Annotated in this window: 11 protein-coding genes; 6 read left to right on the top strand and 5 right to left on the bottom strand. The window is 71.8% G+C overall.

Annotated features, from left to right (window positions below):
• Positions 1-121: 121 nt before the first annotated feature.
• Positions 122-1,669 (bottom strand): AMP-binding protein, encoded by a 1,548-nt coding sequence (locus ACFW5B_RS34605; RefSeq protein WP_386448874.1) that lies wholly within the window; start codon positions 1,667-1,669, stop codon positions 122-124.
• 399 nt (positions 1,670-2,068) lie between these two features.
• Here ACFW5B_RS34605 and ACFW5B_RS34600 point away from each other — a divergent pair, with 399 nt between their 5' ends.
• Both ACFW5B_RS34600 and ACFW5B_RS34595 read left to right on the top strand, forming a co-directional pair.
• Positions 2,069-4,153 carry a SpoIIE family protein phosphatase gene (locus ACFW5B_RS34600; RefSeq protein ID WP_386448871.1) on the top strand — a complete coding sequence of 695 codons (2,085 nt, stop codon included), beginning with the start codon at positions 2,069-2,071 and terminating at the stop codon, positions 4,151-4,153.
• 385 nt (positions 4,154-4,538) lie between these two features.
• Complete coding sequence (locus tag ACFW5B_RS34595) at positions 4,539-5,993, top strand: APC family permease (protein ID WP_386448868.1); 1,455 nt, start codon at positions 4,539-4,541, stop codon at positions 5,991-5,993.
• An 84-nt stretch (positions 5,994-6,077) separates the two neighbouring features.
• On the opposite strand, the gene ACFW5B_RS34590 is transcribed toward ACFW5B_RS34595, so the two are convergent.
• Positions 6,078-6,416 carry a hypothetical protein gene (locus ACFW5B_RS34590; protein ID WP_386448865.1) on the bottom strand — a complete coding sequence of 113 codons (339 nt, stop codon included), beginning with the start codon at positions 6,414-6,416 and terminating at the stop codon, positions 6,078-6,080.
• Positions 6,417-6,876: 460 nt separating this feature from the next.
• Here ACFW5B_RS34590 and ACFW5B_RS34585 point away from each other — a divergent pair, with 460 nt between their 5' ends.
• The 3 genes from ACFW5B_RS34585 to ACFW5B_RS34575 all read left to right on the top strand — a co-directional run bounded on the left by ACFW5B_RS34585 (position 6,877) and on the right by ACFW5B_RS34575 (position 10,566).
• The gene (locus ACFW5B_RS34585) at positions 6,877-9,606 is read left to right on the top strand and encodes a SpoIIE family protein phosphatase (RefSeq protein ID WP_386448862.1); all 2,730 of its coding nucleotides are present in this window, start codon (positions 6,877-6,879) and stop codon (positions 9,604-9,606) included.
• Positions 9,607-9,655: 49 nt separating this feature from the next.
• Positions 9,656-10,051 carry an SHOCT domain-containing protein gene (locus tag ACFW5B_RS34580; RefSeq protein ID WP_386448859.1) on the top strand — a complete coding sequence of 132 codons (396 nt, stop codon included), beginning with the start codon at positions 9,656-9,658 and terminating at the stop codon, positions 10,049-10,051.
• Positions 10,052-10,311: 260 nt separating this feature from the next.
• Complete coding sequence (locus ACFW5B_RS34575) at positions 10,312-10,566, top strand: hypothetical protein (RefSeq protein ID WP_386448856.1); 255 nt, start codon at positions 10,312-10,314, stop codon at positions 10,564-10,566.
• Between the two features lie 129 nt (positions 10,567-10,695).
• On the opposite strand, the gene ACFW5B_RS34570 is transcribed toward ACFW5B_RS34575, so the two are convergent.
• Positions 10,696-11,196 carry a MarR family winged helix-turn-helix transcriptional regulator gene (locus ACFW5B_RS34570; protein ID WP_386448853.1) on the bottom strand — a complete coding sequence of 167 codons (501 nt, stop codon included), beginning with the start codon at positions 11,194-11,196 and terminating at the stop codon, positions 10,696-10,698.
• Positions 11,197-11,248: 52 nt separating this feature from the next.
• Here ACFW5B_RS34570 and ACFW5B_RS34565 point away from each other — a divergent pair, with 52 nt between their 5' ends.
• The gene (locus ACFW5B_RS34565) at positions 11,249-11,920 is read left to right on the top strand and encodes a TIGR03086 family metal-binding protein (RefSeq protein WP_386448850.1); all 672 of its coding nucleotides are present in this window, start codon (positions 11,249-11,251) and stop codon (positions 11,918-11,920) included.
• A gap of 28 nt (positions 11,921-11,948) precedes the next feature.
• Here ACFW5B_RS34565 and ACFW5B_RS34560 read toward each other — a convergent pair whose 3' ends face one another.
• Together ACFW5B_RS34560 and ACFW5B_RS34555 are read right to left on the bottom strand one after the other, a co-directional pair.
• Positions 11,949-12,776 carry an alpha/beta fold hydrolase gene (locus ACFW5B_RS34560; RefSeq protein WP_386448847.1) on the bottom strand — a complete coding sequence of 276 codons (828 nt, stop codon included), beginning with the start codon at positions 12,774-12,776 and terminating at the stop codon, positions 11,949-11,951.
• A 227-nt stretch (positions 12,777-13,003) separates the two neighbouring features.
• Positions 13,004-14,203, bottom strand: coding sequence for an MFS transporter (locus ACFW5B_RS34555; protein ID WP_386448844.1), 1,200 nt, complete (start codon positions 14,201-14,203; stop codon positions 13,004-13,006).
• Positions 14,204-14,412 lie beyond the last annotated feature (209 nt).

Raw genomic sequence — 14,412 nt, 5'->3', positions numbered from 1 at the left:
GGGTGGGCGGTTGTCTTGTTGGGGTGGGGGGGCTCCGGGTCGGCGCGGGGGGCCTCCCCCGCCCCGCCACCCGCGGGGGGGCGCCCCGCCCGCGGGGGGCGGGGGCGGCCCGTCGCCGCTGTCAGCCGGTCGCGCGGGCCTGCTGATCGGCCCGCCGGCGCAGCTCCTTCTTGTCGGGCTTGCCCGCGTCGGTCAGCGGCAGCGCCTCGACGAAGGTGACCCGGTGCGGCTCGTACATCGCACCGCGCTCCGCGCACACCATCTCGCGCAGCTGCCCCTCGTCGACGTCGCTCCCGGGCGCCCGCACCACCGCGGCGTGCACCCGCTCCATCCGGTCGGCGTCCCGGACTCCGAACACCGCGCTCTGCAGTACCTGCGGGTGCGAGTTCAGCAGGTCCTCCAGTTCGGTGGTGTACACATGGCCGCCGACCACGACGATCATGTCCTTGATCCGGTCGACGATGGTCAGGTACCCCTCGTCGTCGAGGAATCCGATGTCCCCGGTGTGCAGCCAGCCGTCCCGCAGCACCTCGGCGGTCAGCTCGGGCTGCTTCCAGTACCCCTTCATGGTCATGGCGGAGCGCACACAGACCTCGCCGTGTTCACCGGCGGGCAGTGCGCGGCCCGACTCGTCGCGGACCTCCACCTCGACGTCGTCCAGCACCTTCCCCGCCGAACGCAGCCGGTCGGGCCGCTGCGGGTCGTGGTCCTCCGGGGTGAGCACGCTGATGCTGCCGGCCTCGTTCTGTCCGTAGCCCTGCACCAGCACCGGGCCGAACCTCCGCACCGCGTCGGCTATCCGGGCCGGGGACGACTGGCAGCCGCCGTACGTCAGCCTCCGCAGGCTGGAGGTGTCGGTGTGCGCGGCGTCCGGGTGGTCCATCAACTGGTAGAGCAGCGGCGGCAACAGGAACAGTTCGGTGATGCGCTCGCGGGCGACGGCGGCGAGCACGGTGCCGGGGTCGAAGTCGTCGAGCAGGACGACGGTGCCGCCCTCGTGCAGCGTGCGGTCCGCCATCATGCCCGCGGCGTGCGCCAGGGTGGTGCAGACCAGCTGCCGGTGCTCGAACTCCGACGGCTGCGGCTGCACTCCGCGGAACCAGCGGGCCTGCTCGAAGGTGGTGCAGATGCCCTTCGGGTGGCCGGTGGTGCCGCCGGTGTGGCGGATGGTGCAGATGTCGTCGGGCCGGGCCCGGCTCGCGAACGGCTCGTCGGACTGTCCGGCCGCCAGCTCCAGCAGATCCGCGCCCAGTTTCGCCGGACCGAGCACCAGCACGTCCGGTACCGGGGCCAACTCCGTGACCTCGGCGGCCCGTTCGGCGTACCGCGGGTCGACGATCAGGGCCCGGGTCTCGACATCGCGGACGATGTCGGCCTGCGACTCGGCGGACAGCTTGTTGTAGAGGTGGTTGACCCGGGCGCCGATCAGATTGGCGGCGTAGCGGGCGGCGATGGTCTCCGGGAGGTTGCCGCTGAGCAGGGTGACGGTCGCGCCGCGGTCGACGCCCCGGGCGCGCAGGGCGCGGGCCAGGCGGTGGACCAGTGCGCGGAACTCGCCCGCGGTGACGCGGCGGCCTTGGTGGACCAGGGCTTCGCGCGCCGGGTCGGCGCCAAGTGCATCGAGGTTCTCCTCCACGTGGGTACGGAATGTCCGGGCGGCGATGGGCATGATGTGCGGCTTCCTCCTGACGCCGGCGGGTGCGGCGCGCCGGGGTGGGTCTTTTAGTTGCTGGAGGCAACTAAAGCGAGGGTAGTCGCATGTGATCAACAACTCCAAGTCGGATTCCGGGCCCCGGGGTTGTCCCGCGGTCGCCCCCGGCCGCCCGCGGTCGGTTCCCGGCCGGATTCCTCGCCCCGAATATCGTCAACCAGGTCGCCGACCTGGGGCTCGCGTCGGATAATGCTCCCTCGCGCACGGGGCGCAGAGGCCCTGCGGATCTCGCTCTCCCTGCGGGTCCGTCCCGTGTCGAGAGATGATGGGGAGCAACGGAAGCACAGCGAGAATCGGCCGATGTACGGAGAGCGCCACGGCTGTCGGTCTGCGATGACCGGCGGAAGGAGTGCCTGGATGGGTGCGACCGACGCGTTCCCCGAAGGTGCTGCCCCGGTGGGGGCCACACCTGGGCAGCCCGGCGGCCTCTTGGACGTGCTGGGCGTCGCCGCGGTGATGCTGGACGCGGACGGACGGATCACCCTGTGGAGCCCGCAGGCCGAGGCGCTGTTCGGCTGGAGCGCGAAGGAGGCACTCGGCCGCTCCGCCGCGCAGCTGCTGGTCGGCCCGGAGCACTTCGATCTGGTGCTGGGGCTGTTCTCCCAGGTCATGGCGGGCGGCGAGAGCTGGGCCGGGGTCTTTCCGGTCCAGCACAAGGACGGCAGCACCCGGCTCGTCGAGTTCCGCAACATGCGGCTGCTGGACGAGCGCGGTGAGTCCTACGCCCTGGGCATCGCCACGGACCAGGCCGTGCTGCGGCGGGTGGAGCGGGATCTGGCGCTGTCCGTCCGCCTGGTGGCCCAGTCGCCGATCGGCCTGGCCGTCCTGGACACCTCGCTGCGCTTCGTGATGGTCAATCCGGCGCTGGAGCGCATCAACGACCTGCCCGCCGACCAGCACATCGGCCGCGATGTCCGGGAGGCGCTGTCCTTCCTGGACACCGACACCATCACCACGAGCATGCGCCAGGTCCTCGACACCGGAACGCCGCTGCTCGACCAGTACACCGTCGGCCGCACCGCCGCCGACCCCCACGCCGACCGCGCCTGGTCGGTGTCGTACTACCGGCTGGAGGACGCCCACGGCCGGGTGCTGGGACTGGCCACCTCCGTCGTGGACGTCACCGAGCAGCACCGCTCCGCCACCGAGGCCGCCCGCGCCCGCCGCCGGCTGGCCGTCATCGCCGACGCCTCCGCCACCGTCGGCACCACTCTCGACGTCGACCAGACCGCCCACGAACTGGCCGATGTCATCGTGCCCGAGCTGGCGGACATGGCCGCGGTCGATGTGCTCGACGCCGTGCTGGACGGCCGTCGCCCGACCTCGCTGTCCCGCGGCGGCCCGGCCCGCTTCCGGGCGCTCGCCGTCGCCGCGGCCTACTCCACCGAGGCCGAGCGGGCCGCCGACCCCACCGGCCAGATCGCCTCGTACGAAGCCGACCGGCTGATCACCCGGTGTGTCACCGAGGCCCGTCCGGTGCTCGTCCCCCAGGTGAGCGCGGAGGATCTGCCGCACATCGCCGCCGACCCGCAGGGCGCCGCGCTCCTCGGCAGGGCCGGGCTGCACTCCTACCTCGCCGTGCCGCTGATCGCCCGCGGTGAGGTTCTCGGTGCGCTGTCGCTGTACCGCGTCCGCAACCCGGAGCCGTTCGACGAGGACGACGCGGTGCTCGCCGTCGAGCTGTCGGCGCGGGCGGCGGTGTGCATCGACAACGCCCGCTCGTACCAGAGCGAACGCCGCACCGCGCTCACCCTCCAGCGCCATCTGATGAACCACCGGCCGCCGCAGCCCAAGGCCATGGAGATCGCCTACCGCTACCAGCCCGCCCAGGCGGCCAGCGAGGTCGGCGGCGACTGGTTCGACGCCATCCCGGTGGCCGGCGACAAGACCGCGCTGGTGGTCGGCGACGTGATGGGCAGTGGTATCAACGCCGCCGCCACCATGGGCCAGCTGCGCACCACCGCCCGCGCCCTGGCCGACCTCGACCTCGACCCCGCCGAGGTGCTCCGCCACCTCGACCACATCGCCGTCGGCCTCGACCCGGCCTTCGCCACCTGTCTTTATGCCGTGTACGACCCGCATCGCATGGAGTGCCGGATCGCCGTCGCCGGGCATCTGCCGCCCATCGTCGTACGGCCGGACCGCCCGCCCGAGCTGCTCGAACTGCCTACCGGCGCGCCGCTCGGGGTCGGCGGCGTGCCCTTCGAGCAGACCACGGTGTCGCTCCGCGACGGCGACCAACTGGTGCTCTACACCGACGGGTTGATCGAAACCCGGGAGCAGCCCATCGACGCCCGGCTGGACACCCTGCTGGAGCTGCTGGCCGAACCCCAGCGGGATCTGGAGGGCCTCTGCGACCGCCTCCTGGGCGCCCTGCGCGACGAGCACGACCACGACGACGTCGCACTGCTCATAGCCCGGGTGCATGCGCACGAGGCCTGACGGCTGCGGGCGGCCGGGGCGGCGGACAGACGGTGGGCAGGGGGCCGGAGTGCCCCGACCGGGGTACCCGGCGTGCACGGGGTACATGGGGCGGTCGGGCGCGTGGATTCGGCGGCGCCCCGAGGGGAATCCGTACCGCCCCCGCGGACGCGGAATCCGCTTGATTTCCGCGATGGATCACGGATAAGCGTTCCCGAAGGGTGCAATGACTACGGATTTCGTTGCGCTCGGGCCTTGATGAACCCTTGACGGGAGTCGTCGGCAGGGGTTGTATTCGGTCACCAGCGCGGGCCGGTGGATGTCCGGGTCCGCACTGTTTTGCGGCGCTCGTCCCCGAAGTGCCACTCCCTCTTGCCGCCAGCACCGATGGGATACGGATACCGATATGCCCTACACGCCTGTTGCCCCCGCAGCACCTGAGCGGGCCACCCGTGGCGCGACGGAGGGGGACTCCTCCACCACCCCCAAACTCACCCGGTCGATCGGTGTGGTCGGCGGCACCCTGCTCACGCTGTCCTGTCTGACCCCGGCGTCCTCGCTCTTCGTGATCGTGCCGGACTCCTTCGCGTCCCTGGGCACGGGCACCGCACTCACCATCGCCGTCGCGGCCCTGCTGTGCATCGGCGTGGCCTTCACCTACTCCGAGCTCGGCACACTGATCCCGAGCTCCGGCGGTGAGTACGCGATGGTCGGCACGCTCATGGGCCGCCTGGCCGGGTGGCTGGTTTTCGTGCTCTCGCTGATCGTCGTCATGATCGTGCCGCCCATCATCGCCCTGGGGACGGCCGACTATCTGGCGCCGGTCATGCGACTGGATCCGCAGTACACCGCCGCCGCCGTGATGCTGCTGGCCACCGCGATGGGCCTGCTCGACCTGCGGGCCAACGCCTGGATCACCGGCATCTTCCTGGTCCTCGAAGTCGTGGCCTGCGCGGTCGTCGCCTTCCTGGGCTTCACCCACACCGAGCGCTCCGCGTCCGTGCTCGTGCACCCCGTCATCGACGCCGGGAACGGACACAGCAGCGCCGTCACCGCCGGACTCGTGGTGACCGGCTTGGCCACCGCGCTCTTCATCCTCCAGGGCTTCTCCACCGCCGTGTACCTCGCCGAGGAGATGGACAACCCCCGCCGCAACGTCTCCCGCACCGTGCTGTGGACCCTCGCCATCGGCGCGGCCGTCGTCCTGATCCCGGTGGTCGCGATCACCCTCGGTGCCCCCGACCTCAAGACGCTCGGCGCCGGTGACGTCGCCGGGATGGTGCAGGAGTGGAGCAACTCGGGCATCGGCACCTTCGTCAGCCTCTGCATCGCCCTGGCGATCATCAATGCGGCGATCGTGATGGTGATCCAGAACTCCCGGGTGGTCTTCTCGTCGGCGCGCGACGCGGCCTGGCCGACCGCCGTCAACCGGGTCTTCTCGCACGTCGGCCGGCGCTTCGGCTCCCCGTGGGCGGCCACCCTCGCGGTGGGTGTTCCCGGTGCGGCGCTGTGCTTCGTCAACCTCGACACCCTGAGCGAGGTCACCGGTGTGGCCGTCGCGGCGATGTACGTCTTCGTCGCCCTGGGGGCCCTGGTCTCGCGCCGCGGTGAGCACAAGCACCGGACGGCCTGGCGGATGCCGCTGTGGCCGGCGGTCCCGGCGCTGCTGGTCGTGGTGCTGGCGTGGGTGCTCTACCAGCAGAGCACCAAGAGCCTGGTGATCACCGGCGTCATCGTGGCCGCCGCCGCGCTGTACTGGGCGTGCTACCTCCGCCCGCGCCAGGACACCCACTGGGTGATCTCGGTCCCCGAGGACGAGCAGGCCCCCGTTGGGGAGACCGCCCCCTCGCTTCCCGCATAGGGCGGGTCTGTACGGAGATCCGCTCCAGGGCCGCAGCGGCCCGCGAACCGCCCGCCCGGCGTCTGCGCCGGGCGGGCCTTGCGTCTACCGGTCGCCGAGCCGGGAGAGCGCCAGCGCGTCCAGGAGGAGGCACACGTGGTCGACGGCGTCCCGCCCGGCGGGACCCTCGGCCACCGGGGCGTCGTCGAGCAGCCCGGCCGTGCCCCGCAGCAGCTCCCGCAGCCGCTCGCTCATCTCGGCGGCCGGTGCCGGGTGCGCGAGGGCGGACCGGAGCTGCTCGCCCGTGAGCGGCAGACCGGTTTCGAGGAAGTGGAACAACGCCACGGCGGTACGCCGGTCGGCATCGTTCGGCTTCCACAGTCCGAGCGCGTGGTGGTCGATGAGCGCGGCCGCCTCGGCTCGGATCTCCTCGGGAACATGCATGCCCACGAACGTCTCATACCGTGCCGACGGCCCGGAGGGCGACAAAGGCCCCCCTCAGGTGGCCCGCGGGCCGGCTCCGGCTCCCCGGTGAGCCGGGCTGACCAGGCACGTTGCGCCGGCGCTCGGCTCACCCGACCGGCAGAGTCCGATGAGGCAAGCCGCCCGGCCTGTGGGAAGAGTTACATGAAGCACCGACGCCCTGGGCGATTTGTTCCCGATGGGGTGGCGTCCGGCCCCCGCCGGGTATGTCCCCTTAGTCGGAGAGATTCGCATGTGCGTAGCAGTGAAACGTACCGGGGGGTCTTCCTGCCCTCTGGCGCCCGGCCGCGGATCACGGGATCATCCTCGGAAAGCCGTGAGGCCGCCCGGCCGGACGGGACCTCGCGGACATGCCGTGGTGGCTGCTGCGCTCCGCATCGCGCGGCTCGCCCACCGTATGCGGGAGGTGTAGAAAGAGGACATGGCCGGACGCTACGGCCGCCCGCGTTCGGTTCTCAGGATGCGAACTGTCGCAGGTCAGGTCTTTCTCCTGCAGGTGGCGATCGTGGTGTTGCTCGTCGCCGCCGCCATCGCGGCACTCGTGCTGCAATCCCGGGCCGACGGAGACCGCGAGGCCCGCAACCGGTCCGTCGCCGTCGCTGAGACCTTCGCCAACGCACCCGGCACCGAGGCTGCGCTGAAGAGCGGCCACCCGACCACCGTGCTCCAGCCACGGGCCGAGGCCGCCCGCAAACGCTCCGAGGTCGACTTCATCGTCGTGATGAACACCCAGGGCATCCGCTACACCCACCCCATCACCAACCGCATCGGTAAGAAGTTCGTCGGCACCATCCAGCCGGCACTGGCCGGCGGGCTGGTCACCGAGAAGATCACCGGCACCATCGGTCCGCTCGTCCAGGCCGTGGTCCCGGTCTTCAGCCACAGCGGTTCGGACAAGGGCAAGGTCATCGGGCTGGTCTCGGCAGGGATCACCGTCAACCGTGTGAGCGGTGTCGTCGACGACCAGTTCCCGCTGCTGTTCGGCGCCGCGGCCGGCGTCCTGCTGATCACCACCAGCGGTACCGCACTGGTCAGCAGGCGACTGCGGCGCCAGACCCACGGCCTCGGCCCGGCCGAGATGACCCGGATGTACGAGCACCACGACGCGGTTCTGCACGCGGTCCGGGAAGGCGTGATCATCGTGGGCGGCGACGGCTGTCTGCTGCTCGCCAACGACGAGGCACGCCGGCTGCTCGGCCTGCCGGCGGACGTCGAGGGCCGCCAGGTCGCCGACCTCGGGCTCGACCCCGCCACCGCGCATCTGCTGGCCTCCGGCCGGGTCGTCACCGACGAGGTCCATCCGGTCGGCGACCGGCTGCTGGCCGTCAACCAGCGCTCGACGGACCAGGCCGGCGGGCCGCCCGGCAGCGTCACCACGCTGCGGGACACCACCGAGCTCCGGGCGCTGACCGGCCGGGCCGACGTGGCCCGGGGCCGTCTGAAGCTCCTCTACGACGCCGGGACCGAGATCGGCACCACCCTCGACGTGGTGCACACCTGCGAGGAGCTCGCGGACTTCGGCGCCAGCCGCTTCGCCGACATCGTCACGGTGGACCTGGCCGAGGACGTACTCATCGGTGAGGAGCCGACTGCCCCCGGCAGTGCGGTTCTCGAGATGCGGCGGATCGCTTCCCGGGGCGCCCCGCCCGACAGCGGCCTGTACCCCGTCGGCAAGCTGATCCGCTTCGAGCCCGCCACCGCCCTCGGCGCGGGCCTGGCCAGCGGAAAGTCGGCCCTGGAACCGGATCTGTCGGCGTTCTCCGGCTGGCATCTGCAGAGTCCCGAACGGGCCAGGAAGATCGTCCAGCACGGTATCCACTCGCGGATCGCGGTGCCGCTGCGCGCCCGCGGCGTCATCCTGGGCGTGGCCATCTTCTGGCGCTCGAACGAGCCCGAGCCGTTCGAGGAGGAGGACCTCTCGGTCGCCGAGGAGCTGGTCGCCCGCGCCGCGGTGAGCATCGACAACGCCCGCCGCTACACCCGCGAACACACCATGGCGGTCACCCTCCAGCGCAGTCTGCTGCCCCGCGCCCTCCCGGAGCAGAACGCCGTCGAGGCCGCCTACCGGTATCTGCCCGCGCAGGCCGGACGCGGCGGGCTCGGCGGCGTCGGCGGCGACTGGTTCGACATCATCCCGCTGCCCGGCGCCCGGGTCGCGCTCGTCGTCGGCGACGTGGTGGGGCACGGCCTGCACGCCGCCGCCACCATGGGCCGGCTGCGCACCGCCGTGCACAACTTCGCCAACCTGGACCTGCCGCCCGACGAAATCCTCTGGCACCTCGACGAACTGGTCACCCGGATCGACCAGGACGAGGGCGCCGAGGAGGCCGAGGGCTCGGTCACCGGAGCCACCTGCCTCTACGCCATCTACGACCCGGCCTCCGGGCACTGCACGATGGCGCGCGCCGGGCACGTCCAGCCCGTACTGCTGCGGCCGGACGGCACCGCCGAGGTCGCCGACGTGCCCGGCGGCCCGCCCCTCGGGCTCGGCGGCCTGCCCTTCGAGACCTGGCAGCGGCAACTGCCCGAGGAGAGCCGGTTGGTGCTCTTCACCGACGGGCTCGTGGAGGACCGGAACCGGGACCTCGACGAGGGCATGGCGCTGCTGAGCCGCACCTTGGCCGATCACCCCGGCCGGACACCGGACGAGACCTGCGAGGCCGCGCTCGGCGCGTTGCTCCCGGACCGGCCCAGCGACGACATCGCCCTCCTCGTCGCCCGCACCCGGGTCCTGGACACCGGGCACGTCTCCGACTGGGAGGTGCCGCCCGACCCCTCGGCGGTGGCCCAGATAAGGGCCGCGGCGGTCCGCAAGCTGATCGAGTGGGGCCTGGCGGAGGAGGCGTTCACCGCCGAGCTGATCCTCAGCGAGCTGGTCACCAACTCCATCCGGTACGCCGCCGGCCCCATCCGCGTACGGCTGATCCGCGACACCTCGCTGATCTGCGAGGTCTCCGACAGCAGCAGCACCTCACCGCATCTGCGGCAGGCCGCCACCACGGACGAGGGCGGCCGCGGCCTCTTCCTGGTCGCCCAATTGGCCGAACGCTGGGGGACCCGCTACACGACCGGTGGCAAGGTGATCTGGACGGAACAGACCCTCAGCGGCATGGATGTGGTCGCGGCGGAGGCCGACGGCGAGGATCCTTGAGCTGACGGAAGGATGAGTTCGGGGGCTACCGGCGCCATAGGAGGCCGAGATGGACTACCCGCTGCTCAACGCATTCTGGACCATGTGCCTGATCTTTTTGTGGGTCATGTGGCTGATCCTGCTGTTCCGCATCATCGGTGACATCTTCCGCAGCCATGACCTCGGCGGCTGGGGCAAGACCGGATGGCTGGTCCTGGTGATCCTGCTGCCCTTCCTGGGCGTCTTCATCTACGTGATCGCGCGCGGCCACGGGATGAGCGAACGGGAGATCGCCCATGCCGAACGGCAGCAGAAGCAACTGCAGGCCTACCTGCGGGACACCATCGCGACCGGTGACGAGACGAACCGGCACGCGGATTCCCTGGCGAAGCTCGCCGAACTGAAGAAGCACGGCGACATCACGGAGGAGGAATACCAGAAGGCCAAGGCCAAGGTGCTCGCCTGACCGCACAGCACCCCGCGAGACGCCCGCCGCTGCGGGCTCGACTGCCCTGAAAGGCGCTCCCGCCGAGACCACCGGCGGGAGCGCTGCCGTATGGCCTTCTTCCCCGTGGCCCGCTGCCGTTCGTATCGGGAGCGCGTGCCTGCGGGGTGATCATTTACTCCAATTTGCCCAACTCGCGACGTGTCGAGTTTTGGAAGGTTACGTAAACGTGAATCCTGACAAACGTCGATATACCCCTTTGATCCTCTCGAGGAGCAGACATGCGCATGCGCGCCGCGATCGCAGCCAGCGCCCTGGCCACCACCATCGTCATGGGCGGTGCGAGCGCCGCCCTGGCCTGCAACGGCCAGCAGGCCTTCAAGGACGGCCGCCACCACCATCACCACCGCGGCCACGGCCACGGCCACCACGCGTCCTGCTGGCTCTCCGCGGGCGTGATCGAACACGTCGGCCCGGTCTTCAGTGAGGGCTGCGAGCGGGGCGGCTGGGGCTGGGGCGACGGTCGCCGTCGCTGACCGTAAAGCTCCTCAGCCGGTGCCGGCCGATGTGACCGACAGGTCCGTTCGGCCGGCACCGGCGCGTGTCCGGGCCGGGTTTCGCGGTCCGCCCGCAGGGTCGGTTGCGGTGGGCGGACCGCCCGCGGATCAGCTCCGGGACGAGCCCCGGCCGGGCTTCCGTGTGGTCAGCTCCGGCAGTTCGGACAGTGTGTGCAACGCCCTCAGGAGAGCGGCGCGATCGGCGGCCGGAAGCCGGGCCAGCAGGCGTTCCTCGCCCTCCTGGATCGCGGTCTGTGCCGCGTCCCGCAGTCGTCGGCCCTCGGCGGTGAGGGACAGCAGCCGCACCCGGCGGTCCCCGGGGTCCGGCTGACGGACAATCAGGCCCCGGGCCTCCAGGTCGTCCAGGACGGCGATGATGCGGGTCTTGTCCGCCCCGATGGCCTCGGCCAGCGCCGCTTGCGTACGGATCGGGGTTTCGTCGAGATGCAGCAGGACCGCGTACGCCCACATCGTCAGGCCGTGCGCGTCGAGCACCGGCTGTTCGGCCGCCATCAGTGCACGGCCCAGGGGGACGACCATCGCCGCCAGGTCGGGGCGGTCCGGCCGCCCTCCGGATGTGGTGTCCCTGTCGGCTGTGTTCTCGCCCATGGTCAAGAAAATACCCGTTGACAATCCATGTGCTTGAGCTGATCGTAAGCACATGCATATGAATACTGCGGACGCCTTCGTACCTCACACGGACTTCGCACACCTCCGACGGCTGCACGCCCGGGCGGTCCGGGACAGCGTGACCTTGATCCGTCGCGTGACCCCTGCCGATCTCGCGCTGCCGACGCCTTGCGCGGCGTGGGCCCTGGACGCTCTGCTCGCCCATATGACGGCCCAGCACCACGGCTTCGCGGCGGCGGCACGGGGCGAGGGGCGGGATCCGGCGCACTGGTCGGTCCGGCCGCCCGGCGCGGACCCCGCCGGGCAGTACACCGCCGCGGCCGAGAGCGTCATCGCCGCCTTCGCGACCGTGGACGACCCGGAACGGGCCTGCGCCCTCCCGGAGTTCAGCGCCACCCGGACCTTCCCCGCCGTCCGCGCGCTCGGCTTCCACCTCATCGACTACGTGGTGCACACCTGGGACGTCGCCCGCACCCTGGACCTCGACTACGCCCCGGGCGCCGAACTCCTGCGGGCCGCCCTGCCGATAGCCCGTGCCGTCCCGGACGGTGAGGCCCGGCTCGATCCGGCCGGCGCCTTCCGTCCGGGGCTGGCCGTGGACGAGGACGCGGACACCCTGGAGAAGATTCTTGCGGCGCTCGGCCGTTCGCCGCGGTGGCGCAGCCCGGAGCGCGGCGCGGCCGGCCGCGGCACGGGGCGCTGAGGACCGCGGCCCGGCCGCCCCGCGGCGCTCAACTCTTGAGGAAGGCCAGCAGATCGGTGTGGAAGTCGTCCTTGTACGAGCCGACCGCCGTGAGGCCGTGCGGCGCGCCCGGATAGATCTTGAGCGTGGCGTTCGGCACCAGCTTCGCCGACTTCTGGCCGGCGGCCACGAGCGGCACGATCTGGTCGTCATCGCCGTGCACGATGAGGGTGGGGACGTCGAACCGCTTGAGGTCCTCGGTGAAATCGGTCTCCGAGAACTGCTTGACGCAGTCGTACGCCCCCTTCAGCCCGACCTGCATGCTCCACATCCAGAAGGCGTCGCGCACCCCCTTGGAGACGGCCGACCCGTTCCGGTTGGCGCCGTAGAAGGACTCGCTGAGGTCCCGGTAGAACTGCGACCGGTCGCCGGCCACACCGTCCCGGATTCCGTCGAAGACCGCGCGCGGCAGGCCCTCGGGGTTCGCCTCGGTCTTGAGCATCAACGGCGGGACCGCGCTGAGCAGTACGGCCTTGGCCACTCGGCCGGTGCCGTGCCGGCCGATGTAGCGGGCGACCTCACCACCGCCGGTGGAGTGCCCGACCAGCACCGCGTCCCGCAGGTCCAGGGCCTCCATCAGCTGCGCCAGGTCGTCCGCGTAGGTGTCCATGTCGTTGCCCTGCCACGGCTGGCCGGAGCGGCCGTGGCCGCGGCGGTCGTGCGCGACCGCCCGGTATCCGTGGGCGGCGACCAGGTGCATCTGGTCGTCCCAGACATCGGCGTTGAGCGGCCAGCCGTGGCTGAACACGACGGGGCGGCCGGTTCCCCAGTCCTTGTAGAAGATCTCCGTGCCGTCGGTCGTGGTGAGGGTGCCCATGAGGTGGTCGGTCCTTTTCTGTCGTTCCGGCCCGCGGGCCGGGCGCGGGCGCAGTCGGCGTGCCGTCTCTCAGCGTTTCCGTCCTCCGCCGCGGGGGCGTGCCCGGAGGAGCAGGGGAGTGACACCGGCCGACCATCCGGGTGGCGCCCGGCCGCGGCACGCATCCGAGCGGTACGGACGGCGCCGCACCACCGGTGAGCCATCCGGGGCCCGGCGCCCGCCGGCCATCAGTCCGTATCGGCCGGCGGATGCCGCAGCACATAGAGCCCGACGGTGACGGCGAGCGCGATGACACAGGCGGAGAAGGCCAGGCCGGCGTCGCGCAGGCCGAGGGCCAGGGTGAGCGCGCCGACGCCGACCACCGGCAGGGAGATGCCGAGGTAGGCGACGAGGAAGAAGGCCGAGATGGTTTCGCCGCGGTGCTCGGGCGGTGCCGCGTGGCCCACCGCGGTGAGTCCGGCCCGGAACGCCAGGCCCTGGCCGACGCCGCCGCACACCGCGCCGATGACCAGCAGCACAAGGGAGGTCACGGCCAGCGAGGCGGCCACCAGCAGGAGGCCCGCGACCAGCACCAGACAGCCGCCCGGCAGCGCCTTGCGTACGCCGATCCGTGCCGTCAGGGACTGCCCGGCCGTGGAGCCCAGGAACACCGTGAAGACGACCAGCCCGGCGACGGCCAGATTGCGCACCCGGAGCGTCTCGTGGAGGAAGCTCGGCGCGACCGCGGTGAACAGCCCCAGGAGGGAGAAACCGGCGAACGCGGCGACGGCCGAGGGGGTGAAGACGCCCCGCACTTCGGGCGGGAGCCGGAGGCCCTGGGGCCGCAGCTTGCGGGGGCGGTGCGGAGCGCGGACGGTCTCCGGCAGGAACCAGGTGACCGCGGCCGCCCCGGCCACCAGGACCAGATGCACCAGGAACGGCAGGACCAGCGGCCACGGTGCGTACTGGGCCAACAGCCCGGACAGCAGCGGGCCGCAGCCCAGGCCGCCCATGTTCGCTGCGGTGGCGGCGAACCCGGCATGTGCTTCCTGGCCGGGCCGGGCGAGCTCCAGCACGGCCGCCGTCGCGGCGCCGCTGAACAACCCGGCGGCGAAGCCGGACAGCACCCGTCCCAGCAGCAGCACCGGCAGCCCGCCCTCGAAGATGAAACACAGCGCGCTCGCCGCCGACAGGCCCAGCGCGCACAGCAACACCGGCCGCCGGCCCACCTCGTCGGAGACATTGCCGGCGAGGAGCAGCACCGTGATCACACCGAGGGCGTACACGGCGAAGACGACGGTGACCATCAGCTCGGAGAAGCCGAGCTGGACGCGGTAGAGCCCGTACAGCGGGGTGGGCAGCGTCGTCCCGGCCATGCCGACGGCGAACACGCCGGCCGCGGCCGGATAGCCGAGCCGCCGGGTCCCGCGGCTGCGATCGATGATCATGGCCTCAACGTAGGCTCCCGCCGCCGCACCGTCGAGGACCGCCGGAGGGAGTCGCGGGCGGGCACCCGGGGCCGGTAAAAGGGACGGGCGTGGGGGGGCCCCCGGGGGGGGGGGGGGGGCCCCGGGGGGGGGGGGGGGGGGGGGGGGGGGGTTGGGGGGGGGGGGGGGGGGGGGTGTGGGGAGCACCCCCCCGGCGGGGTTTTGCCGGC

The sequence above is a fragment of the Streptomyces sp. NPDC058773 genome, from assembly GCF_042746015.1.
In the GTDB taxonomy this organism is placed as follows: Bacteria; Actinomycetota; Actinomycetes; order Streptomycetales; family Streptomycetaceae; genus Streptomyces.
The sequence above is the reverse complement of the archived record's forward strand: the minus strand, read 5'-3'. Positions and strand labels throughout refer to the sequence as shown.